Annotated in this window: 15 protein-coding genes; 14 read left to right on the forward strand and 1 reads right to left on the reverse strand. The window is 59.5% G+C overall.

From position 1 onward, the window contains the following. Positions 1–9: 9 nt before the first annotated feature. The 13 genes from G518_RS0104110 to G518_RS0104170 all read left to right on the forward strand — a co-directional run bounded on the left by G518_RS0104110 (position 10) and on the right by G518_RS0104170 (position 16,482). Positions 10–1,158: an acyl-CoA dehydrogenase family protein gene (locus G518_RS0104110; protein ID WP_028601449.1), complete on the forward strand. Its 1,149-nt coding sequence runs from the start codon at positions 10–12 to the stop codon at positions 1,156–1,158. Further along, positions 1,155–2,312 carry an acyl-CoA dehydrogenase family protein gene (locus G518_RS0104115; RefSeq protein ID WP_028601450.1) on the forward strand — a complete coding sequence of 386 codons (1,158 nt, stop codon included), beginning with the start codon at positions 1,155–1,157 and terminating at the stop codon, positions 2,310–2,312. The genes G518_RS0104110 and G518_RS0104115 overlap by 4 nt, the downstream gene beginning before the upstream one ends. 31 nt (positions 2,313–2,343) lie before the next feature. Continuing rightward, positions 2,344–4,473, forward strand: a complete 2,130-nt coding sequence (locus G518_RS0104120; RefSeq protein WP_084651454.1) for an acetate--CoA ligase family protein — start codon at positions 2,344–2,346, stop codon at positions 4,471–4,473. Between the two features lie 69 nt (positions 4,474–4,542). Beyond that, entirely contained in the window at positions 4,543–5,670 is a 1,128-nt protein-coding gene (locus G518_RS0104125) for an iron-containing alcohol dehydrogenase (RefSeq protein ID WP_028601452.1), read from the forward strand. Between the two features lie 18 nt (positions 5,671–5,688). After that, complete coding sequence (locus G518_RS0104130) at positions 5,689–7,125, forward strand: NAD-dependent succinate-semialdehyde dehydrogenase (RefSeq protein ID WP_028601453.1); 1,437 nt, start codon at positions 5,689–5,691, stop codon at positions 7,123–7,125. A gap of 256 nt (positions 7,126–7,381) precedes the next feature. Then, a complete protein-coding gene (locus G518_RS0104135) occupies positions 7,382–8,368 on the forward strand; it encodes a Bug family tripartite tricarboxylate transporter substrate binding protein (protein WP_028601454.1) in 987 nt (328 codons plus the stop codon). A gap of 52 nt (positions 8,369–8,420) precedes the next feature. Beyond that, positions 8,421–9,818: an aldehyde dehydrogenase family protein gene (locus G518_RS0104140; protein WP_028601455.1), complete on the forward strand. Its 1,398-nt coding sequence runs from the start codon at positions 8,421–8,423 to the stop codon at positions 9,816–9,818. Between the two features lie 48 nt (positions 9,819–9,866). Then, the gene (locus G518_RS0104145; RefSeq protein WP_028601456.1) at positions 9,867–10,628 is read left to right on the forward strand and encodes an SDR family NAD(P)-dependent oxidoreductase; all 762 of its coding nucleotides are present in this window, start codon (positions 9,867–9,869) and stop codon (positions 10,626–10,628) included. Between the two features lie 31 nt (positions 10,629–10,659). Beyond that, positions 10,660–11,649, forward strand: a complete 990-nt coding sequence (locus G518_RS33805) for a Bug family tripartite tricarboxylate transporter substrate binding protein (protein WP_036593555.1) — start codon at positions 10,660–10,662, stop codon at positions 11,647–11,649. 32 nt (positions 11,650–11,681) lie between these two features. Then, positions 11,682–12,650, forward strand: coding sequence for an NAD(P)H-dependent flavin oxidoreductase (locus G518_RS0104155; protein ID WP_028601457.1), 969 nt, complete (start codon positions 11,682–11,684; stop codon positions 12,648–12,650). Positions 12,651–12,655: 5 nt separating this feature from the next. Further along, positions 12,656–14,827, forward strand: coding sequence for an acetate--CoA ligase family protein (locus tag G518_RS0104160; RefSeq protein WP_028601458.1), 2,172 nt, complete (start codon positions 12,656–12,658; stop codon positions 14,825–14,827). A gap of 21 nt (positions 14,828–14,848) precedes the next feature. Further along, positions 14,849–15,625 carry an enoyl-CoA hydratase/isomerase family protein gene (locus tag G518_RS0104165; RefSeq protein WP_028601459.1) on the forward strand — a complete coding sequence of 259 codons (777 nt, stop codon included), beginning with the start codon at positions 14,849–14,851 and terminating at the stop codon, positions 15,623–15,625. A 50-nt stretch (positions 15,626–15,675) separates the two neighbouring features. Next, on the forward strand, positions 15,676–16,482 hold the full coding sequence (locus G518_RS0104170; RefSeq protein ID WP_051236007.1) for an alpha/beta fold hydrolase: 807 nt from the start codon (positions 15,676–15,678) through the stop codon (positions 16,480–16,482). 125 nt (positions 16,483–16,607) lie between these two features. On the opposite strand, the gene G518_RS0104175 is transcribed toward G518_RS0104170, so the two are convergent. Then, positions 16,608–17,594 carry a Bug family tripartite tricarboxylate transporter substrate binding protein gene (locus G518_RS0104175; protein ID WP_028601461.1) on the reverse strand — a complete coding sequence of 329 codons (987 nt, stop codon included), beginning with the start codon at positions 17,592–17,594 and terminating at the stop codon, positions 16,608–16,610. Positions 17,595–18,252: 658 nt separating this feature from the next. Between G518_RS0104175 and G518_RS33810 the strand changes: the two genes are divergently transcribed. Beyond that, complete coding sequence (locus G518_RS33810; RefSeq protein WP_051236009.1) at positions 18,253–19,182, forward strand: LysR family transcriptional regulator; 930 nt, start codon at positions 18,253–18,255, stop codon at positions 19,180–19,182. The last annotated feature ends 4 nt before the right edge of the window (positions 19,183–19,186 follow it).

Genomic DNA, 19,186 nt, shown 5'->3' on the forward strand with positions numbered 1-19,186 from the left:
CGAATCGACGTGACTTACCTCGACGCACAAGACGAGACACAGATCCTCCTGCGGGATTCGGCTCAGGACTTCCTGAGTCAGGAACATCACCTGGAGCGGTTGCAGGCGATTTATCAAGGAAAGACGGTTCTCGACCGCGCGTTGTGGACCGGCATGGCTGAGCAGGGCTGGCTGGCGCTGCGCCTGCCTGAAGCCATGGGCGGCAGTTCCCTGGAGCCTGTGCACGCCGCCATCGTTGCCGAGCAGTTCGGCCGCCATGCGGTGCCGGAGCCGCTGCTGGCCTGCGCTGTCATGCCTGCGGTGATGGCATCAAGATTTCCCGGCTTCCTCGGCTGGCAGCTGGTAACGCAGGGATTGATTGACGGATCTCATGTGGCCACACTGGCTTGGCAGGAAGATGCCCGTAGCCTGGACCCGGTGCCAGCCACCACGATGGTTGAACGCCAAACCAACGGGACCTACCGCCTGCGTGGCCGAAAGCTTGGCGTAGCGTGTGGCTCATTCGCAGACAGCCTCCTGGTCGCGGCACTACTGGAGGGTGAGGTAACCCTGTGGCTCGTTGCAAGAGGCATGGACGGTGTCAGTCTGGATGAATCACTCGCCAGCGATGGTGCTAGCGTTGCGGTGGTCTCTTTTGAAGATGTGGAGTTGACCGCCGAAGCTTTGTTGGCAAAAGGGCCAACGGTCATCGAAGCCTTATCAGCTGCTATCGAAGAAGCTCAGCTTCTGGCCGCCTGGCAACTAGTAGGCCTGGCCTCCAGTGCGCTGGAGATCACGCTCGAATACCAACGCACGAGGGTGCAGTTCGGCCACCGCATTGGCAGCTTCCAATCAATGCAGCATTTGAGTGTGGACGTCAGGCTGCAACAGGCTTTGGCTCGCGCCGCTTGCCAGAGTGCGCTGCAACGCCACGCGGAAGCTGCGGGGAGCGCGCAGGCGCAGGCTGCGATTGCAGCGGCAAAAGCCCGCGCCTCGGATGCAGCCTTGCTGGCTGGCCGCTTTGGTGTACAGGCGCATGGCGCCATAGGGTTTGCGGCGGAAGCGGCTATTGGTTGTTATTTGAAAGCGGCATTGCGGTGGGCGGCGTTCCTTGGCAATGGTAGCCACCACCGCCGGCAATATGCTCTGCAGGCCGGGCTGCACGGAGCAAGCCTATGACGCGCATTGATCGCAACCAGCTCAATGACGATGAGTTTCGGCTTCAGCTTCGCGCCTGGATAGAGGTCAACTACCTGTCACCCCTGCGCGACCCCATGCGCCGCCTGACTGGCGATGAGGCCCGGCAGTGGCTGAAGGCGCAACACAGGGACGGCTGGCGGGCGCCTGCGCTGCCTGCAGAGCATGGCGGCATGGGTTTGTCGCTGCGAAAGCAACTCATCTACCAGCAAGAGCTTGAGCGTTTTCGTGTGGCACGGCCTATGGATATGGGGTTACGCTTGCTGGCACCCGTGTTGCTGCGCTACGGCACAACCGAGCAAAAAGCCATCCATCTGCCACGCATTTTGTCAGCCCAGGACGTATGGTGCCAAGGCTATTCGGAACCCAATGCCGGCTCTGACCTGGCCAATTTGCGCACCGCGGCGCAAGACCGGGGCGATCACTTCGTTGTCAATGGCCAGAAAACCTGGACCACGATGGCCAGTGATTCCAACATGATCTTCATGCTGGTGCGCACCTGCGTGGAGGAAAAAAAGCAGCAAGGCATTACTTTCCTGCTGGTGGATATGGCGACGCCAGGGATTCGCGTCCGGCCCATTCGCACTTTGGCAGGCGAAGAACATTTCTGCGAAGTTTTCTTTGACGATGTGGCTGTGCCGCGTGCCAACCTGGTGGGGCAGGTGGGTGATGGCTGGGCGGTGGGCAAAGCGCTACTTGGCTTCGAGCGGTTCAGCCACGGCTCGCCGGAGCTTTTGCGTCACGCGCTGTTGGTGCTTCAACGCACCGGGGCGGCGCTGGGCTTGCGTGACGACGAGCGCTACCGGGACACGCTGGAGCGCCATGCCTGTGACGTGTCGGATGCCTCAGCCTTGTACGAGCAAGTCTGCGAGACTGCTCTTGCCGGTGGTGACGCTGATGACGATTTCTCGATGCTCAAGCTCTTTAACGCTGAGGCCACTCAGCGTATCGCCGAGGCCGTACAGGAGCTGGCGGGGCAACATGGCGGTCTGATCGGCGCGGCGCCGCACCTTGGTCTGCCAGACGATCTCGAATGGCTCTACATGATTACCCGTCCGCTGACCATCTTTGGAGGCACGGCCCAGGTCCAGCGCAACCTGCTTGCTGCGCGGGCGCTCAAGCTGCCTAAAACCTGAAGCCTGCACCAGCGCTTCTTCCAATGCATCCATGACTTCAAATATGTCCAGTTCATCTTCATCGCCAGCCCGTCAACCTCATGCGTTGGATCCACTGTTCCACCCTCGCTCTGTGGCGGTGGTGGGGGCATCGTCCGATCCCCGGAAAATCGGCGGACGGCCTATCGCCTACATGCTGCGCAGCGGCTTCGCTGGCGAGCTGTTTCCTATCAACCCCGCTCAGACGGAGGTGCAAGGTGTGAAAGCCTACCCTTCGCTTCGCGCGATTGGCAAGCCGGTCGATCTCGTCATCGTGGCAGTCGGTGGGGCTCATGTGTCCGCGGTGGTGGAGGATGCGATTGAACAGCGGGCGAGCACTATTGTGGTGTTCAGTTCGGGGTTCGCGGAGATGGGAGATGAAGGCCGCCAGTTGCAAGAGAGCATCGCGGCCCGGTGCGCCCAGGCCGGTGTGCACTTGCTGGGGCCCAACTGCATTGGCGTATTCAATTCGCACCAAGCCATGTACGCCACCTTCATCACTGCGCTGGAGCACGAACAGTTCGAACCCGGGCACGTGGGCATCGTCAGTCAGAGTGGCGCCATAGGTTCATATCTGTATGGCCTGGCTGGGGACCGGGGAGTGCGCGTCAGCCATTTCGTCGCCACCGGCAATGAGGCTGGTCTGGATGTGGCCGACTGCATAGACTGGATGGCCAGTGACCCGCAGACCCACGCCGTAATGGTTTACTTGGAGGGCTGTCGGGATGGTGAGCGTCTGTACCGTGCGCTTGAGCAAGCACGGTTGCGCAGAAAGCCTGTGATTTTGATGAAGGTCGGCCGAACCGAACAGGGTGCGGCTGCTGCCGCCTCACACACAGGCTCGCTGGCCGGCAGCGACGTGGTCTATGAATCCGTACTGCGGGAAACCAATGCCTGGCGGGCCAATTCGCTCGAAGAGATGGTGGACTTGGCCTACGCCTGCTCCGTGGGCCCTATGCCGCGCGGCAATCGCCTGGGCGTCGTCACGTCCTCGGGTGGTGTGGGTGTGATCGCCACGGACGAAGCCACCCGGACTGGTCTTGTGTTGCCTACCTTGCCGCAAGAAACACAGGCGGCGATTTTGGAGATAGTTCCGTTCGCCAGCGGCGTCAATCCAGTGGACACGACGGCGCAGACCATGGGGGATCGCACTCTTTTGACGCGCATCCTGGAGCTCGTGTTTGCCCATCCTGAGTTCGACAGTCTGCTGGTTTTTACGGCCAATATGGGGCGCAGCGAGGCTGAGTTCGGAAAGATCCGCGACGAGCTGTTCACGCTGCGCCGCGCCTATCCGGATCGCTTGGTGGCCCTGAGTATGCGCGCCAAACCTGAAATTGCAGCCGAGATTCAGCGCGAGGGCATTCTGGTGTTCTCCGATCCGGCGCGGGCCGCTGTCACTATTGCCGCAGTGGCGCAAATCGCGGCGGGTTTTGATCGCCCGCCCGCCAGGGTTGAAAAATCGGAGGCTCTTCAGATCGTGCCGCTGCCGGCGGGAACGCTAGACGAAGCGGCGGCCCGCGCGCTTCTCGCACAGCACGGAATTCCGTTTGCGCCGCTCGAACTCGCCGCGACCGCGCAGGAGGCCGTAGGGGCGGCAGAGGCGATGGGCTATCCGGTTGTCATGAAGGTGGTGTCGCCCGATATCGCTCATAAGAGCGACGTAGGAGGCGTGGCACTTGGCCTCGGTGATGCCGAAGCTGTGCGCACCGCCTGGACCGTCATGATGGAATCAGTGGGGCGAGCGTGCCCAAGTGCCCAAATAGACGGGGTGATGGTTTCTCCCATGATCACCGGAGGTGTTGAGACCGTGATGGGCGTTACGCACGATCCAGTGTTCGGACCGATGGTGATGTTTGGTCTAGGCGGTGTCTTTGTGGAAGTTTTCAAGGATGTCACGTTCCGGCGCGCGCCTGTGAGCTTGGCTACGGCACACGAAATGATTCACGGTATTCGAGGGCTCCCACTGCTGACGGGCGCGCGAGGCAAGCCCCCAGTCGACCTGGAGACTGTAGCCAGCGCATTGGTGGCCTTATCGAATTTCGCGGCTGCGCATGCCGGTGAGTTGGACAGTGTGGAGATCAACCCATTCATCGCGCGGCCTTCGGGTGGCTGCGCTGTGGATGCCCTGATTGTGAAGCGCTGACAGACGCCCGGGCGGGCACCAGATCCATTCGGATACCAAGCCGATCAGACATTCAACTTAGGAGACGTCATGGCACTAATCAACTACCTGAATCGGGTGCATCTTGCGCCTGGAGCACTTAAGCAACTGCCGAATGAACTTGCGACCTTGAAGATCACGCGTCCAATGGTGGTGACGGACCCCGGCCTGGCGGGCTCAGAGGTTTTGCAGCGATTATTGGCCCAATGCCCCGCCCATACCGTGGTATTTGCTGATACACCACAAAACCCTACAGAGGACGCTGTAGAGGCCGCGGTGCGGCAGTATCTTGCAAGCGGCTGCGATGGCTTGGTGGCCTTTGGCGGCGGTTCTCCCATGGACCTGGCCAAAGCGACCGCAGTGTTGGCCACTCATGAGGGGCCGCTGTCGCAATACACCGTGGTGGAGGGCGGCGAGGCACGTATCTTGCCGACGGCATCCCCCATCATCGCGGTACCCACTACAGCCGGTACTGGCAGCGAGGTAGGCCGCTCAGCCATGATCAGCATGCGCAGTGGCGGCAAGCGTAGTGTGCGCAGTTTTCATTTGGTGCCGCGCGTGGCCATCTGCGATGCAGAGCTCACGCTTGGTTTGCCAGCTCGGCTGACCGCGGCCACTGGAATGGACGCCTTGACCCACTGCTTTGAAACTTATCTTTCGCCGGTGGATAACCCGGTTGCGGAGGCTATCGCGCTACATGGTGCGCAACTGGCATACAGCAACATTGAGGCAGTCACCTTGGGGGATACCACTAATATCGAAGCGCGTCACAACATGATGACTGCCGCTTTGATGGGAGGGCTTGCTTTCCAGAAGGGCCTGGGTGCCGTGCATGCACTGGCACACCAATTAGGGGCTCTCAAGGAGCCGCTGTTGCACCACGGCACGCTCAACGCGGTACTTCTGCCGGCCGTATTGCGCTACAACCGTGAATACATTGCTTCCCGGTCCCAGGCACTGGCTCGGGCTCTTGGTTTGCCTGAAGGTCAAGACTTGGCAGAGGCGGTCGAGCAACTCAATGTGCGCCTGGGGCTTCCGCTTCGTTTGAGTGAAATGGGCGTGCCGGCCGATTGCCTTGCCGCGATGGCTGAGGCCGCGCCGGGCGATCCGTCAACCCGTACCAATCCGAGACCCGTAGATGTCGCAGGTTACCGCAGCATCCTCGAAGATGCGTTTTAAAAGAAGAGGACTTTAGCGATGCTTTATCCGCAACTCCGTCAGCTCATCGCCGGTGAGTGGAGAGAAGGCCGTGGCGATGATGTGCGTGCTGTCGTTAACCCTGCAACAGAGGAGCAACTGGGGGAATTTCGCCACGCCAGCGATGACGACGTGGATCGAGCGGTGGCTGGCGCTGAGCAAGCCTTTGCGGTATGGCGGGCGCGCTCACCCGAACAGCGACAAATTGATTTGCACCGCGTAGCGGCACTAATTCGAGAGCGCGTAGATCGAATCTCGCACCTTCTGTCTTCTGAAGGCGGAAAGCCGCTGCACGATGCGAGGCGTGAAGTGCTGCGCTCGGCCACCATCATTGAATGGGATGCGGCCGAAGGGCGGCGGCTCTATGGTCGGGTGATCCCGGCCGAGCCTGGAATGCACCTCGAAGCGATGCGTGAGCCAGCGGGGGTCGTTGCCGCCTTGATTGCTTGGAACTTTCCAGTGGGGTTCATGGCACGCAAGGTAGGCGGGGCACTGGCCGCCGGCTGTGCGGTGGTGCTCAAATCCACCGAGGAAACGCCGGGAACTTGTGTGGCCTATTTGGAGTGTTTTGTCGACGCAGGCTTGCCTCCCGGTTTGGTCAGCCTTCTGATCGGAGATCCAACGCGCATCGCGCCCCGGTTAATTTCGGCCTCCGCCGTGCGGGTAGTCAGCTTTACTGGGTCCACCGGGGTGGGTAAAACCTTAGGACAACTGTGTGCGGAGCACATCAAGCGGTCAGTTTTGGAGCTGGGTGGTCATGCACCCGTGCTCGTCTGTGAGGATGCGGATATTGAGAAGGCAGTAAAGGCCTTGATTGGTGCCAAGTTTCTGAACAACGCCGGGCAAGTTTGTGTTGCTCCAACCCGCATGTTTGTGGCTCGTCCACGCTATGCAGAATTTTGCGAAGCACTCGCGCAAGCTGCGCGCGGTTTGCGTGTAGGCCCCTCGAATGAGGATGGCGTGCAAATGGGGCCATTGATCCACGAGCGTCGACGCACGGCTATTGAGTCCCTCGTTCAAGACGCGCTGTCGTGTGGTGCCAAATTGTTGGCGGGTGGCACAAGGATAGGAACGCGCGGCTTCTTCTACGCGCCAACTGTGCTCGGGGACGTTCCCCCGCAAGCGCGAGCGATGAACGAGGAGCCGTTTGGTCCATTGGCATTGATAGCGCCGTTTGACACTCTGGAGGAAGGGCTGCAGCGCGCCAATTCGTTGGGCTACGGACTGGCCGCCTATGCCTTTACCGAATCGGCGCGGTCTGCGCGGCTTATCGCGGAGCGTATAGAGGCTGGCATGCTTTCTATCAATCATTGCACTGCGGCGCCGCCTGGAGCTCCCTTTGGCGGTGTCAAGGATAGTGGGCATGGCCGTGAAGGCGGGCCTGAAGGCTTGTTGGAGTTCACAAGCACGAAGTTTGTTTCCCACAAAATTTACTGAGACACGGCCGCTCATCACCGATTCTCGTAGTTTTCGAAATGCCCTCGCGAGCTCTTGCTCCGAGGGCATTTTTTTGGCGTGCAGTTAGTGAATGGAGCCGGGGCAGCGATGCGTGAAGAAATGACAAAAGGTAATACCAGGGGGCTCATTTGGAAGATGTCGCTCCGAGGGCGATCCCTATCATTCATTGCACGCCCACAGGTGAGCACCACGCTCATCAGCCGAATGGGGCATCTTAAAAAATCAGGAGACAACAATGCAAATGGGACACCGAGCCGGCTGGCTTATCAAGACGCTCGCGATCGCGGGATCGATCTTTGCTCAGTCCGCGATGGCGCAATCGAACTATCCATCGCGTCCAATCCAGGTCATCGTTCCCTACGCCGCGGGCGGTACCACCGACCTGGCGGGTCGCATTGTGGCCAAGGCACTGGGTGAACAGTTGAATCAAACCGTGGTGGTCGAAAACAAGGTGGGTGCAGCAGGTTCGGTGGGGGTAGCACAGGCCGTGCGTTCGGCGCCGGACGGCTACACCATGGCGGTGTCAGGAGTGTCTTCGACGATGCTGCACCAGCTGCTGGGACGCAAGCTTCCTTATGACCCGCAGACCGACCTTAACTCTGTCGCCTATATGGGCTCCTCTGGCATGGTCGTTATCACGCGCAAGGATTCGAACTTCAAGAGCCTGCGCCAACTGATTGAGCATGCGAAGACCAATCCTGGCGTAGTGACCTTTGGTTCTGCGGGTAACGCGTCGCCAGGACACCTGGCCACGGAATACATCGCCAGCATGGCGAAAATCAAGATGACCCACGTGCCTTACGCGGGAGACTCCGCTTTGATGGGCGATCTGATGTCAGGCCGCATCGACATCGCGACGGTCGGTATCGCCAGCGTGTTCTCGCACATGAATGCGGGCTCCATCTCGGCGTTGGGGTTGACCTCCCGCGAGCGTCTTGCATCCTTTCCCAACGTGCCAACAGTGGCTGAGGCAGGCCTGAATGGCTACGAGGCAGACATCTGGAATCTGTTAGTGCTGCCCAAAGGTACGCCTGCGCAGATCGACGCCAAACTCAACGCTACGGTTAATCAGTTGATGGCCGATAAAGGCGTGCGTGAGGCGCTGCTCAACATTGGCTTCACAGCGCGTCCCATGAGCCTTGCCGAGATCCGGGATTTCATCAATGTCGAGCGGGTGAAGTGGGGCGCGATCATCCGGGACGCCAAGATCAAGATCGACTAAATCGCGTTCGGCGGGCCGCTTGAGGCCCACCGCTCCACACACGAGAAACATCATGTCCAAGATCATTCCAGTTCGCAATCCACGTACGGGTCAGTATGACTACGAGCTCAAGACGACCGACGTCCATTCTTTACCCGCAATTGCCGCCGAGTTAAGGAGCCACCACGCCGACTGGGTGGCCTTAGGGCTGGAGGGCCGCCTCAAGGTGCTTAACGCCTGGCGTGTAGAGGTCGAGAAGGCGCGTGGCGCCATCCTCGATGCGGTCGTGGCGGACACAGGCCGGCTCATCGAGTCAGAAAAGGAGATGCAACGCCTGCCGGCCAGCATCGATCGGTTGGCGATCATGGCTCGCGAGGTGTTTGCCGAGAGGACGCTTTCCTTGCGTTCAATGAAGGGCGTGGAGGTGCACGGTGGTCTCAGCCCTTTCCCTTTGGTAGGCGTGATCAGCCCGTGGAACTTCCCATTGTCGAGTTCTCTGCTGGACACCATTCCAGCGCTGGTCGCAGGTTGCACCGCGATCGTCAAACCTAGTGAGATTACGCCGCGCTTTGTGGAGCCTCTGCTCGAAACTCTCCGCAAGGTGCCAGAGATGTACGCGGTGCTTCGCTACGTGAACGGCGACAAGGAAATCGGCGAAGCTCTGATCGGCCAGGTTGATGCGATCTGTTTCACTGGCAGCGCAGCCACGGGCCAGAAAGTGGCTGAAGCCGCTGGCCGGGCCTTCATACCGGCCTTCCTGGAGTTGGGTGGCAAGGATCCAGTCATTGTCACGGCCAGCGCCGACATCGACAAGGCGGCGGCAGGCATTTTGAGCGGCTCAGTTGCGAACGCTGGTCAAGTGTGTGTATCGCTCGAACGGATCTATGTAGACCGAAAAATCGCGGAATCGTTTGTTGAGAAGCTGGTTGAAAAATCGCAACAACTCAAGCTGGCCTATCCCACGTTGAAGGATGGAACCATAGGCCCCATCATTCTCGAACGACAGGCGCATGCCATTAATCAGCATTTGAATGACGCAGTGGCCAAGGGCGCACGCATTCGGTGCGGTGGTTTGGTCGAACAACGGGATGGCGGCTGGTGGGCGTCGCCTACTGTCGTCACCGATGTAGATCACGACATGATGCTCATGACGGATGAGACGTTCGGGCCGATCATGCCTGTCATGGTCTACGACACCATCGAAGACGCTGTGCAATTGGCCAACGACAGTACCTATGGGTTGAGCGGCGCCGTGTTCTCAGGATCTTCTGAGGAGGGGCTGGGTATAGCCAGGCGGATGGAGGTGGGTGCGGTGAGCATCAACAGCAGCGGTCTAGGGACTGCGGCCATTGGCGAGGGTGATTTTCACGAAAAGAACGCCTTCAAGCAATCCGGACTGGCTGGCTCGCGGCTGGGCTATGACTCGATCACGCGATTCATGCGTAAGAAGGCTTACCTCATTCAGAACTGATAGCAACGGCGCACGCTTGGTAGCTGCGTCGTTCATGGAGAACACAAGATGCTCGATTTTTCAGACAAGATAGTTTTTATAACCGGAGCCAGCGGCGGACTGGGTGGACAGATGGCTCGAGATTTCGCCCGTGCGGGCGCGAGCTTGGTGGTTCACAACTACGGCTTAGCTGACGCGACTCAGCAGCTATGCGCGGACCTGTCGGCGTTAGGCACACCGCATTTACTCGTAGAAGGCGATCTGACCGACCAGGCTGTGGTGCAGGCTATGGTCAAGCAAATCGACGAAACCTTTGGTCGCCTGGATGTGTTGGTGAACAACGCCGGAGCTTCGCCTGACAAGATGCCATTCCCCGAGACGCCGGCGGCCATATGGGACAAGATCGTGGCCATCAACTTGCGTTCTGTTTTCCTGGTGACGCAGTCCTGCCTGCCGCTGTTGGAGCGATCCAAGCGTGGCCGCATCATCAACATCAGTTCCACAGCTGCGCGCAATGGTGGTGCACCCGGCGGAGCGGCGTACGCGACTGCCAAGGGCGCTGTCTCGACGCTGACCAAGGCTTTCGCCAAAGACTTCTGTGCCAAAGGCATTCTTGTCAACGCTGTGGCGCCTGGCCTGATTGACACGCCGTTCTATGGCGATGTCAACGTGGCGGACAAATATGCCGAGCGATTGAAGACCATTCCGCTGCGGCGGGTTGGCGCGCCTGGCGATATCGCGGGCCCTGTCCTGTTTCTCGCATCGCCATTAGCTGACTACATCACTGGTGAAGTGCTTGAGGTTAGTGGCGGCCTCTCGCTGATGGCTTGAAGACTATTTCAATTATTCAAAGGAGCATTCCATGACGCATTCCCGTTCTTCGGTCGCGCGCCGCGCCGTCCTGGCCTTGTTTGCCACGGCTTCTCTGGCAGCCCCGTTGGCCTCGTTCGCCTCGGACTTCCCCAATCGCCCCATTCGCATGATCGTGCCGTTCCCGCCCGGTGGTGCCACGGATCTGGTGTCGCGCCGCATGGCACTGGCGATGGAGAAGGATCTGGGCCAGACCGTCATCGTCGATAACCGTGGTGGAGCTGGCGGCATCATTGGTGCGGAGGCGGTGGCCAAGGCCGAGCCGGACGGCTACACCATCCTGTCAACGACAGCAGGGGTGCATGTGGTCAACCCCGCGATCTACCCAAAACTGCCTTACGATCCGCTCAAAAGCTTTGAGCCGATCTCCCAATCTGTGGTCGCTCCTCTGGCCCTGGTGGTCTTGAGCAAGTCTCCATTCAAGACAGCTCAGGAGCTCATTGATTTCGCGAAAAAGAACCCGGACAAGCTCTCCTACGGAAGTGCCGGCAGTGGCTCCTCATTGCATCAGAACGGCGAAATGTTCAAAGATGCGGCAGGCGTGAATATTCTGCACGTGCCTTACAAAGGTGCAGGTCCTGCAGTGACCGATTTCCGTGGTGGCCGAGTGGACATGATGTTCTCGTACGTGGGCTCGGTCATGCCCAGTGTGAAGACTGGCGAATACCGGTTACTGGCCATCGGCAGCCCCAAGCGCCTTCCCTTGATTGCCGACACACCCACTGTCGGAGAAATTCTGGGTCAACCGGGTTTTGACGCCGACACCTGGACCGGGTTGACGGCGCCTGCTGGAACGCCGCCGGCCATCATTGCTCGCTTGAACAAAGCCGTGCATGCAGCCCTGGAAGCCAATAAAGAGTATTTCCAGACCAACGGCTACGTGATCATTGGAGGCACATCGGATCAGATGAAGCAACGTATCCAGACTGAACTAAAAACGGTGACACCGCTGCTCACCAAGATCATGGGCCCAGCCCGCTAAGTCACGCAACCGTAGAAACACGCCGCTCAAAAATGGACAAAGCCAAAAAGCCGGGCGCTCGCTTAGCCGAGCAATTGAGATTGCCCGTGATTTGCTCACCGATGTTCATCATCTCCAATCCTGAGATGGTGATTGAGCAATGCCGTAGTGGGGTGGTTGGCACTTTCCCGGTTCTCAATGCCCGGCCTCAGAAAGAGCTGAGCGTCTGGTTGACGCGCATCGAAACTGCGCTTGAAAGTGAGCGCGCGGCCGGACGGAAGGTGGCTCCGCACGGGGTCAATCTGGTGATTCGTCCTAACGACCCGCGTTTCGAGGCGGATCTGGCCACTTGTGTGAGCCACAAGGTGCCGGTGGTCATTACCAGCCTGGGAAATCCGGCGGCGGTGGTGCAGGCAGTTCACGCCTATGGCGGTCTGGTGCTGCACGACGTGACTTCAGCGCGGCATGCTCGCCGCGCCCTGGAGGCTGGGGTCGATGGCTTGATCCTGGTGTGCGCCGGGGCCGGTGGCCATGCTGGAGCGCTGAGTCCGTTCGCGCTGCTGCGAGAAGTGCGTGCCTTCTACGATGGCCTGATTGTGTTGGCAGGTGCCATCACCGATGGCCGCTCGGTATTGGCGGCGCAGGTGATGGGGGCCGATCTTGCCTACATGGGCACTCGGTTCATCGCCACACGGGAGTCCGGTGCTGTACCGGAGTACAAGGCCATGCTGGTGGAAGCCAGTGCGACCGACATCATTTATACGCCCCATTTTTCTGGGATTCCGGCGAACTATCTAAAAGCCAGCCTGGTGGCTGCAGGGCTGGACCCTGATAACTTGCCGCAAGTGAACGCGGCCGAAGTGCGTGCCCGCGGTGACCGCCAGACACGTTGGAAGCACATCTGGGGTGCGGGACAGGGCGTGGGCAACATTCAGGATCTGCCTGGTACGGCGGAATTGGTCGATAGGTTGACGACGGAATACGAGTTGGCGCGCGAAGAGTCACGGAAACGGTTCGCATGATGGATATGGCAATTCAATCAACCCCCGCTTTGAGCACACTGGAGCCGTTGTTCTCTCCTCGCAGTGTGGCGGTGGTGGGCGCCTCCCAGGATACCAAGCGAATTCGCGGCAGGCTGCTGCGGCAACTGTTGGACGGGGGCTTTGCTGGACCGGTGTATCCGGTCAACCCGAGCAGCGAGCTTATCCAAAGCCTGAAGGCTTATCCCAGCGTAGATGCCCTACCCGAGGCCGTGGATCTGGCCCTGATCGCGGTGGCGGCTGACCAGATCATGGAAGTTCTGGCGCAGTGCGCAAGGCGAGGCATCCGGGCTGCGGCCATCTTCACTGCGGGGGCCAATGGTTTGCCGGTAGGGCAACGTTTGCAGGATCACGTGGCCGCTTTTGCTCGTCAGAGCGGCATGCGTATTCTTGGCCCCAATGCAGAAGGTTTCATTGATACGGAAGGCGGTCTCCTGGCCACCTTCAGCCCCACGCTGATTCATGTGCCACCGCTGCCGCCGGGGGCGCTTCCACGGCGTGGGCGTGTGAGCATCGTTTCCCAATCTGGCGCCATGGCGTTTGCGCTCTACAGCCGAGCCATGAGGGAGCATGTTCCGATTCGTCATCTGGTATCTACCGGGAACGAGTCAGATGTAGAGCTGCTGGAAGTGGTGGAGCATCTCGTCGCACAGGGCAGCTCGCGCGTGATCTTGCTCTTCGTGGAGGGCTTTCGCGATCCACATCGCTTCGCTGAGGTAGCCGCCAGGGCCGCTGACGCAGGTGTGGCGCTGGTGGTGGCCAAGATTGGGCGCTCCAGTGCGGGCCAGCGTGCGGCGGTGTCGCACACCGCGCATCTGACCGGCGCTGATACGGCGTATGACGCTGCGTTCGAACGCTACGGCGTGATCCGCGTGGATACGCCAGATGAGATGCTGGCCATAGCTGCGGCCATCAGCGCCGGAGCCTATCCTAAGGGCAAGCGTGTCGCCATTGTCACCACCTCCGGTGGTGCTGGTGGGTGGGCTGCGGATATTTGCGAACAGGCGGGGCTTGAGGTGCCTGAGTTCGCACCGGAGTTCAAGAGGCGCCTTGGAGAGATCGTGCCGGACTACGGCTCTGCAGAGAACCCGGTGGATGTGACGGCTCGTGTGGTGGAAGACGGCGGCCGCACTTTGCTCGGCATTCTCGATCTGCTTGATACGGCGCCTGGTATTGATATGGGTCTCGTCATCATGTCGCTGGTGGCATCCGAGCGCATCACGGGCATAGAGACAGAATTGGCTGCCCTGCACACCAAGCTTGCGCGGCCCCTTGTCTTTCACTCGCCCGGGGTGGCAGGGGCTGAGGCGCTGACGGCCTTGGCGCGCGTGGGAGGCTTGCAGCTGGGCCTGCCCGAGTTCGCCCGCGCCATGTACAGGCTGGATGAGTACCGGCTTTTCCGCGAGCGTTGGCAGCAGAAGCGAAAGAGCCTGTTAGAGCCACTCGTCATCCCTTCGAACGCGCCCTCACTTCCTGCAGGTGTGTTGGACGCCAAGGTGACACGCGCGCTTCTTGATGCATGGAAGGTGCCGCAGCCAGGCGAGCAAATCGTGCCCGGTGTGGAGGAGGCGGTGGACGCCGCTGAAGGGATCGGCTGGCCCGTAGCCATCAAGATCGTCTCGCCAGATATTGCCCATAAGACCGAAGCTGGTGGTGTGGAGCTGGGATTACAGAACGAGCAGGAAGTGCGCGCCGCCTCCGAGCGAATTTTGGAGCGCGTGCGTAGTCGCCTGCCTGATGCTCGCATTGAAGGTCTGCAGGTTCAGCAGATGATGCCACCTGGCCGTGAAATGGTGGTGGGTGTGGTGCGTGATCCTGATTTTGGCCCCATGGTGATGCTTGGTTTGGGTGGGATCTACATAGAGGTCTTGCGCGACGCCGTCTTCGCCCTCGCCCCGCTGACCTTGGACGATGCCCAGGGCATGATCGGTCGCCTGAAGGGGCGGGCTATTCTTGATGGCGTGCGCGGCGAGCCGCCGGCAGATATTGGTGCGCTGGCCGAACTGCTGGTGTCAGTGTCTCGGTTGGCGGCAGCCCATGCGGATGACATTGCAGAGATTGATCTAAACCCTGTGCTTTTGTACCCGGTAGGCCGTGGTGCGGTAGCCGTAGATGCACTCGTGGTGGCCGGCGCGCCGGCTACCCGAGAATCTCACTGAACTCCAACTTAGGCGATTCCCATGGCAGAGATTGAATACCAGCGCGATGGCGCCATTGCACGCATCGTTATCAACCGTCCCGAGCGCAAGAATGCACTGGCCAATGACATGCGCACGCGACTGACCGAAGCCTTCCATGAGGCCAATGCAGACGATGAGGTGCGCGCGGTCATCCTGACTGGCACAGGAGACACTTTCTGCGCCGGAGCGGATGTCTCCCGGATGGCACCACGCGATGTCAAGGGCGCACGAAACAACCTTCAGCAGAACGCGCACGCGCTGATTCGAGCGCTCTACCATATTGAAAAACCAGTGATTTCAGCCGTGCGCGGCTCCACGGTGGGCATTGGCCTAAGCATGATGCTGGCCTGCGATATGGCAGTGGTTTCGGAGACTGCGCGCTTTTCCTGCATTTTTGCTCGCCGAGGCTTGGCGCCAGATTCGGGCGCGGTGTTCTTTCTCTCGCGCCTGATCGGCTTGGCTCGGGCTCGCGAGATGGTGTTCACCACGGATTTCTTCTCCGCGCAGGAGGCCCTTGCCCTGGGGGTGGTCAACCGCGTCGTAGCCGACGCGGATCTGGAAGCCGAAGCCCAGGCGCTCGCCGAACGGATGGCGGCTCAGCCCACCTACGCGTTAGCCATGGCCAAGAAGATGTTCCAGTTCTCGCTGTCACCTCCGTTTGACCATTTCCTGGAATACGAAGCCTTGATGCAACCCCAGATTCACCAGACTCTGGACTATCGAGAAGGGATTGCTTCGTTCAAGGAAAAGCGCCCGCCACGTTTCGTCGGCCGCTGACATTCATCCCGCCCGAGAACCCGATTTTGAGAAAGAGGAGACAAGCAGAGATGCAAAACAGCAAACGCAATTTTCTAGCCACGACCGCTTTAGGTGCACTGGCTCCCCTGGCCGCGACTTCGGCTTCAGCGCAAACAGCCAAGGACAAGGCGCCACGCACTTTTGTCCTGGTGCACGGGGCCTGGCACGGCGCATGGTGCTGGGCACGCGTGGCAGACCGCTTGCGTCAGCAAGGGCATAAGGTCTATGCCATCACGCTGACGGGTCTGGCCGATCGCTCCCACTTGATGAGTGATGCCATCACGCTTGACACGCACATCACGGACATCGTCAACCTGTTCAAATGGGAAGATATTGACCAAGCCGTTCTGGTGGCGCACTCCTATGGCGGATGGCCGGTCTCGGGCGCGCTCGAACAGATCCATGACAAGGTTGCCTCGGTGATTTACCTGGACTCCTTTGTGCCGGAGAACGGCCAATCAGGAGCCGATCTGGTCTCTCCTGGCCTGCGCAAGCTGCTTGATGATGCAATGGCCCAAGGCCAGGTCTCCCGCAATCCTCCCAAGGCCGAGGTCTTTGTCTTTGATCGCCCAGAAGATGCCGCCTGGGTCACTTCGAAGATGACGGCGCAGCCTAACCGCGTGGCGCTGCAGAAAATCCGCCTGACCGGAGGCCGAGAGAAGGTGGCACGCAAGGCCTACATTCGCACGACGCGCTATAAGAACGAGCGCTTTGATGGCTACGTGAAAAATCTTGGGCAGACACCCGGTTGGCGAGTTCATGAGCTCGATGCCGGTCACGATGCCATGGTGGATAAACCTGAAGAAGTGACCCGGCTTTTCCTGGAGTTTGCCTAGGAGCCTGAGAGGCAGAATTCGTAAGAGCTTCTGCCTCGCCACGACTCCGGCGTTCTTAAGTGGTCATTCCATTGTTCATGTTCTAAGCATTGGAGAGGCCGAGCTTCCTCGCTCGGCCGATAGGCTCAGCCTTCCAAAGTTGCGCCTGAGCGGCGCACGATTTCGCGCCAACGGTCATACTGATCCTGAGAGAATTTATCGAGCGCAGCACCGCGCAGGCTCATCAGTTCACCGCCAAACCTGTCGATCAGCTTGCGCATCTCTGGTGATGCAATGGCTTTTTCCACCGCGTCGGCCATTGCCGACACAATTGGCGCCGGCGTGCCGGAGGGCATGTAGAGGATTGTCCAGGTCTTGGCAGCCGGCAAGGGAAATCCGTCCTCGACAATGGAGGGCACGTCAGGCAAAGAGGCCAGCCTTGTTGAGCCCATGAAGCTGAGTGCCCGCACACGACCGCCTAGTACCTGTTGCAGCAAGGTGATCGGGTAGTCGAAAGCTGCATCGATGTGACCACCAACAAGATCGTTGATGGTTGGGCCGACGCCCTTGTATGGCACGTGGGTGAGCTGAATGCCGGCGCTTTGCTGGAACATCTCGCCCACCAGATGGCCTCCACTGCCGACGCCTGCTGAGCCATATCGGATAGCGCCAGGATTGGCTTTTGCGAACGCAACAAATTCCTTAAGATTCTTGTAAGGACGCGAGGGGTGCACCCCTAACAGCGGGATGCTGTCAAAAAGTCCGTGCACCGGAGCGAAATCCCGAATCGCTTGGTAGCGCAATTCCTTGTAGAGGGCTGCATTGGCTCCGTGTGTGGCTTGCGTGCCGATCACCATGGTGTAGCCGTCGGCTGGTTGGTGGGCTGCGTATCCTACGCCGATTGAACCACCGGCGCCGCTGCGATTCTCGATGACGATGGTTTGACCGAGTATTTTCGAAACCAGCGGGGCCAGGGTGCGTGCCTGTACATCCGTCACGCCGCCAGGAGGATAAGGCACGATGAAAGTGATGGGCCGCTGACGAGGCCAGTTGTCTGTGGCGGAAAAGACTGGCCACGGTGCTGCTGCACTGCTGACTATGCCAGCCAAGACGGTACGACGAGGAATGTTCATGTGTATCTCCGGGTTGATGTGATGAGCAATAGCGGAGCCAGCAAACCTGAGCCAGCATTCGACTCAGACTTTGTTAGCTATTCGTGGTGCCAGAGTGGCTGACGCTTGGTGACTACTGCTTGCTTGTGTTGTTGGGATAGGCCTTGCAGTTAGGAGGCTATCCACGCGGGCTGTGGGCGTGAGCCCCCAGTTGCCAAACCTGGTAGAAGATTTCGGCGATTGGCACTAATGATGGTCTCCACTTTTTTTAACTTCGCGTTGAATGCTTGCGCGATATGGGAGGCATTGTTCGACAGTCTTCCGTTGGCGAGAACTTCCGCTTTCGCTTTGAGAAATGACCTGCGCGAATGCCTGGGAATACATGCCGTGTTGGTCTCCGCGTTCAAACGATGGCAGGGGTGCTTTCTCTTCGCTTGCGTGAAGGCTTGGAAGTTGACGCTGATCTTTCGGGTCAAGACCGAGCGCTTCACGCATCACCGGGAAGACCGTAGATGAGAGCCGAATTTCAACCGCGGAAGATCAGCTGCGATGCAGACCGCTTTGAAGCCCGTCTCTCTGGAGCCAAGTGCATTACCCATACAAACATGCCCAGCGCGCTGTGTGCTGCACAATCTCCGCTCTGCGAACCCGAACAACTTCAGCGAAGGTGGCCTGCAGCATGTTCACGATCACGACATCCAGCAACCTGAGCAGGTGGAAAGCCTTCGCGGTAGTAGCCCATCACGGCTCGATCGCCCGTGCCGCTGAAGTCCTGGAATTGGACTCCTCTATCGTCAGTCGGCAGATCAATTCCCTGGAGACGGATTGCGGGATGCGTCTGTTCATGCGACATGGCCGAGGCATGAACCTGACGGAGTCAGGAGCGGCCGTTCTTGAAGAGGTCAAGAAGCTGTTATCTCATGCCGAGGTATTTGAGAAATTTCTTCAAGACCAGCTCGACGATCCGGCCGGAAGGATCTCTATTGGCGCACTGGAGTCGATGGCACCCATGGTCATCCGAAGTGTCTTGCCAGCGCTGAGATCTCAGTTTCCTCGCGTGGCTTTCACGCTACTTGAAGGGCCGAGCGCTCAGATGGAGGATTGGCTTCACAAGGGCAAGATCGACCTGGGAATTCTCTACCGTTACGGCCATACGCTGAGACCTGAGGAGACGCCCCTCGCCCGGCTTGACACCTATCTGATTGGCGCGCCTGGCGACCCTGTCACCCGGGAGCCGGAAATAGAGGTCAGTGCATTGAGGGGTATTCGGCTCGTGTTACCCATCAAGCCCAACGGCCTGATAGACGTGATCAATCAGTTGGAATTCGAGCAACTGGTTTCCATCACCGAGAGAATTCATACCAACTCGCTAGCTGCTATGAAAGCGCTTGTGGTCGAACAGGGCTTTCATACGCTTTTACCCATACACGCGATCCGGGCTGAACTAAAACGGGGCGAACTCCAGGGGGCTTTGGTCAAAGAAGAACGTCTTAAGCGGGTGGTGACCTTGAGCCCCTCTAAAAGCAAAGGGTCCGGGCGCATCCTGCGAGTGGCCACCGCCGCGATTCATAAACTGGCTGCGGAGATGGCGGAGCTTCCCACGCGCTAGTCCG

This window comes from Ottowia thiooxydans DSM 14619 (genome assembly GCF_000422885.1).
GTDB lineage: Bacteria > Pseudomonadota > Gammaproteobacteria > Burkholderiales > Burkholderiaceae_C > Ottowia > Ottowia thiooxydans.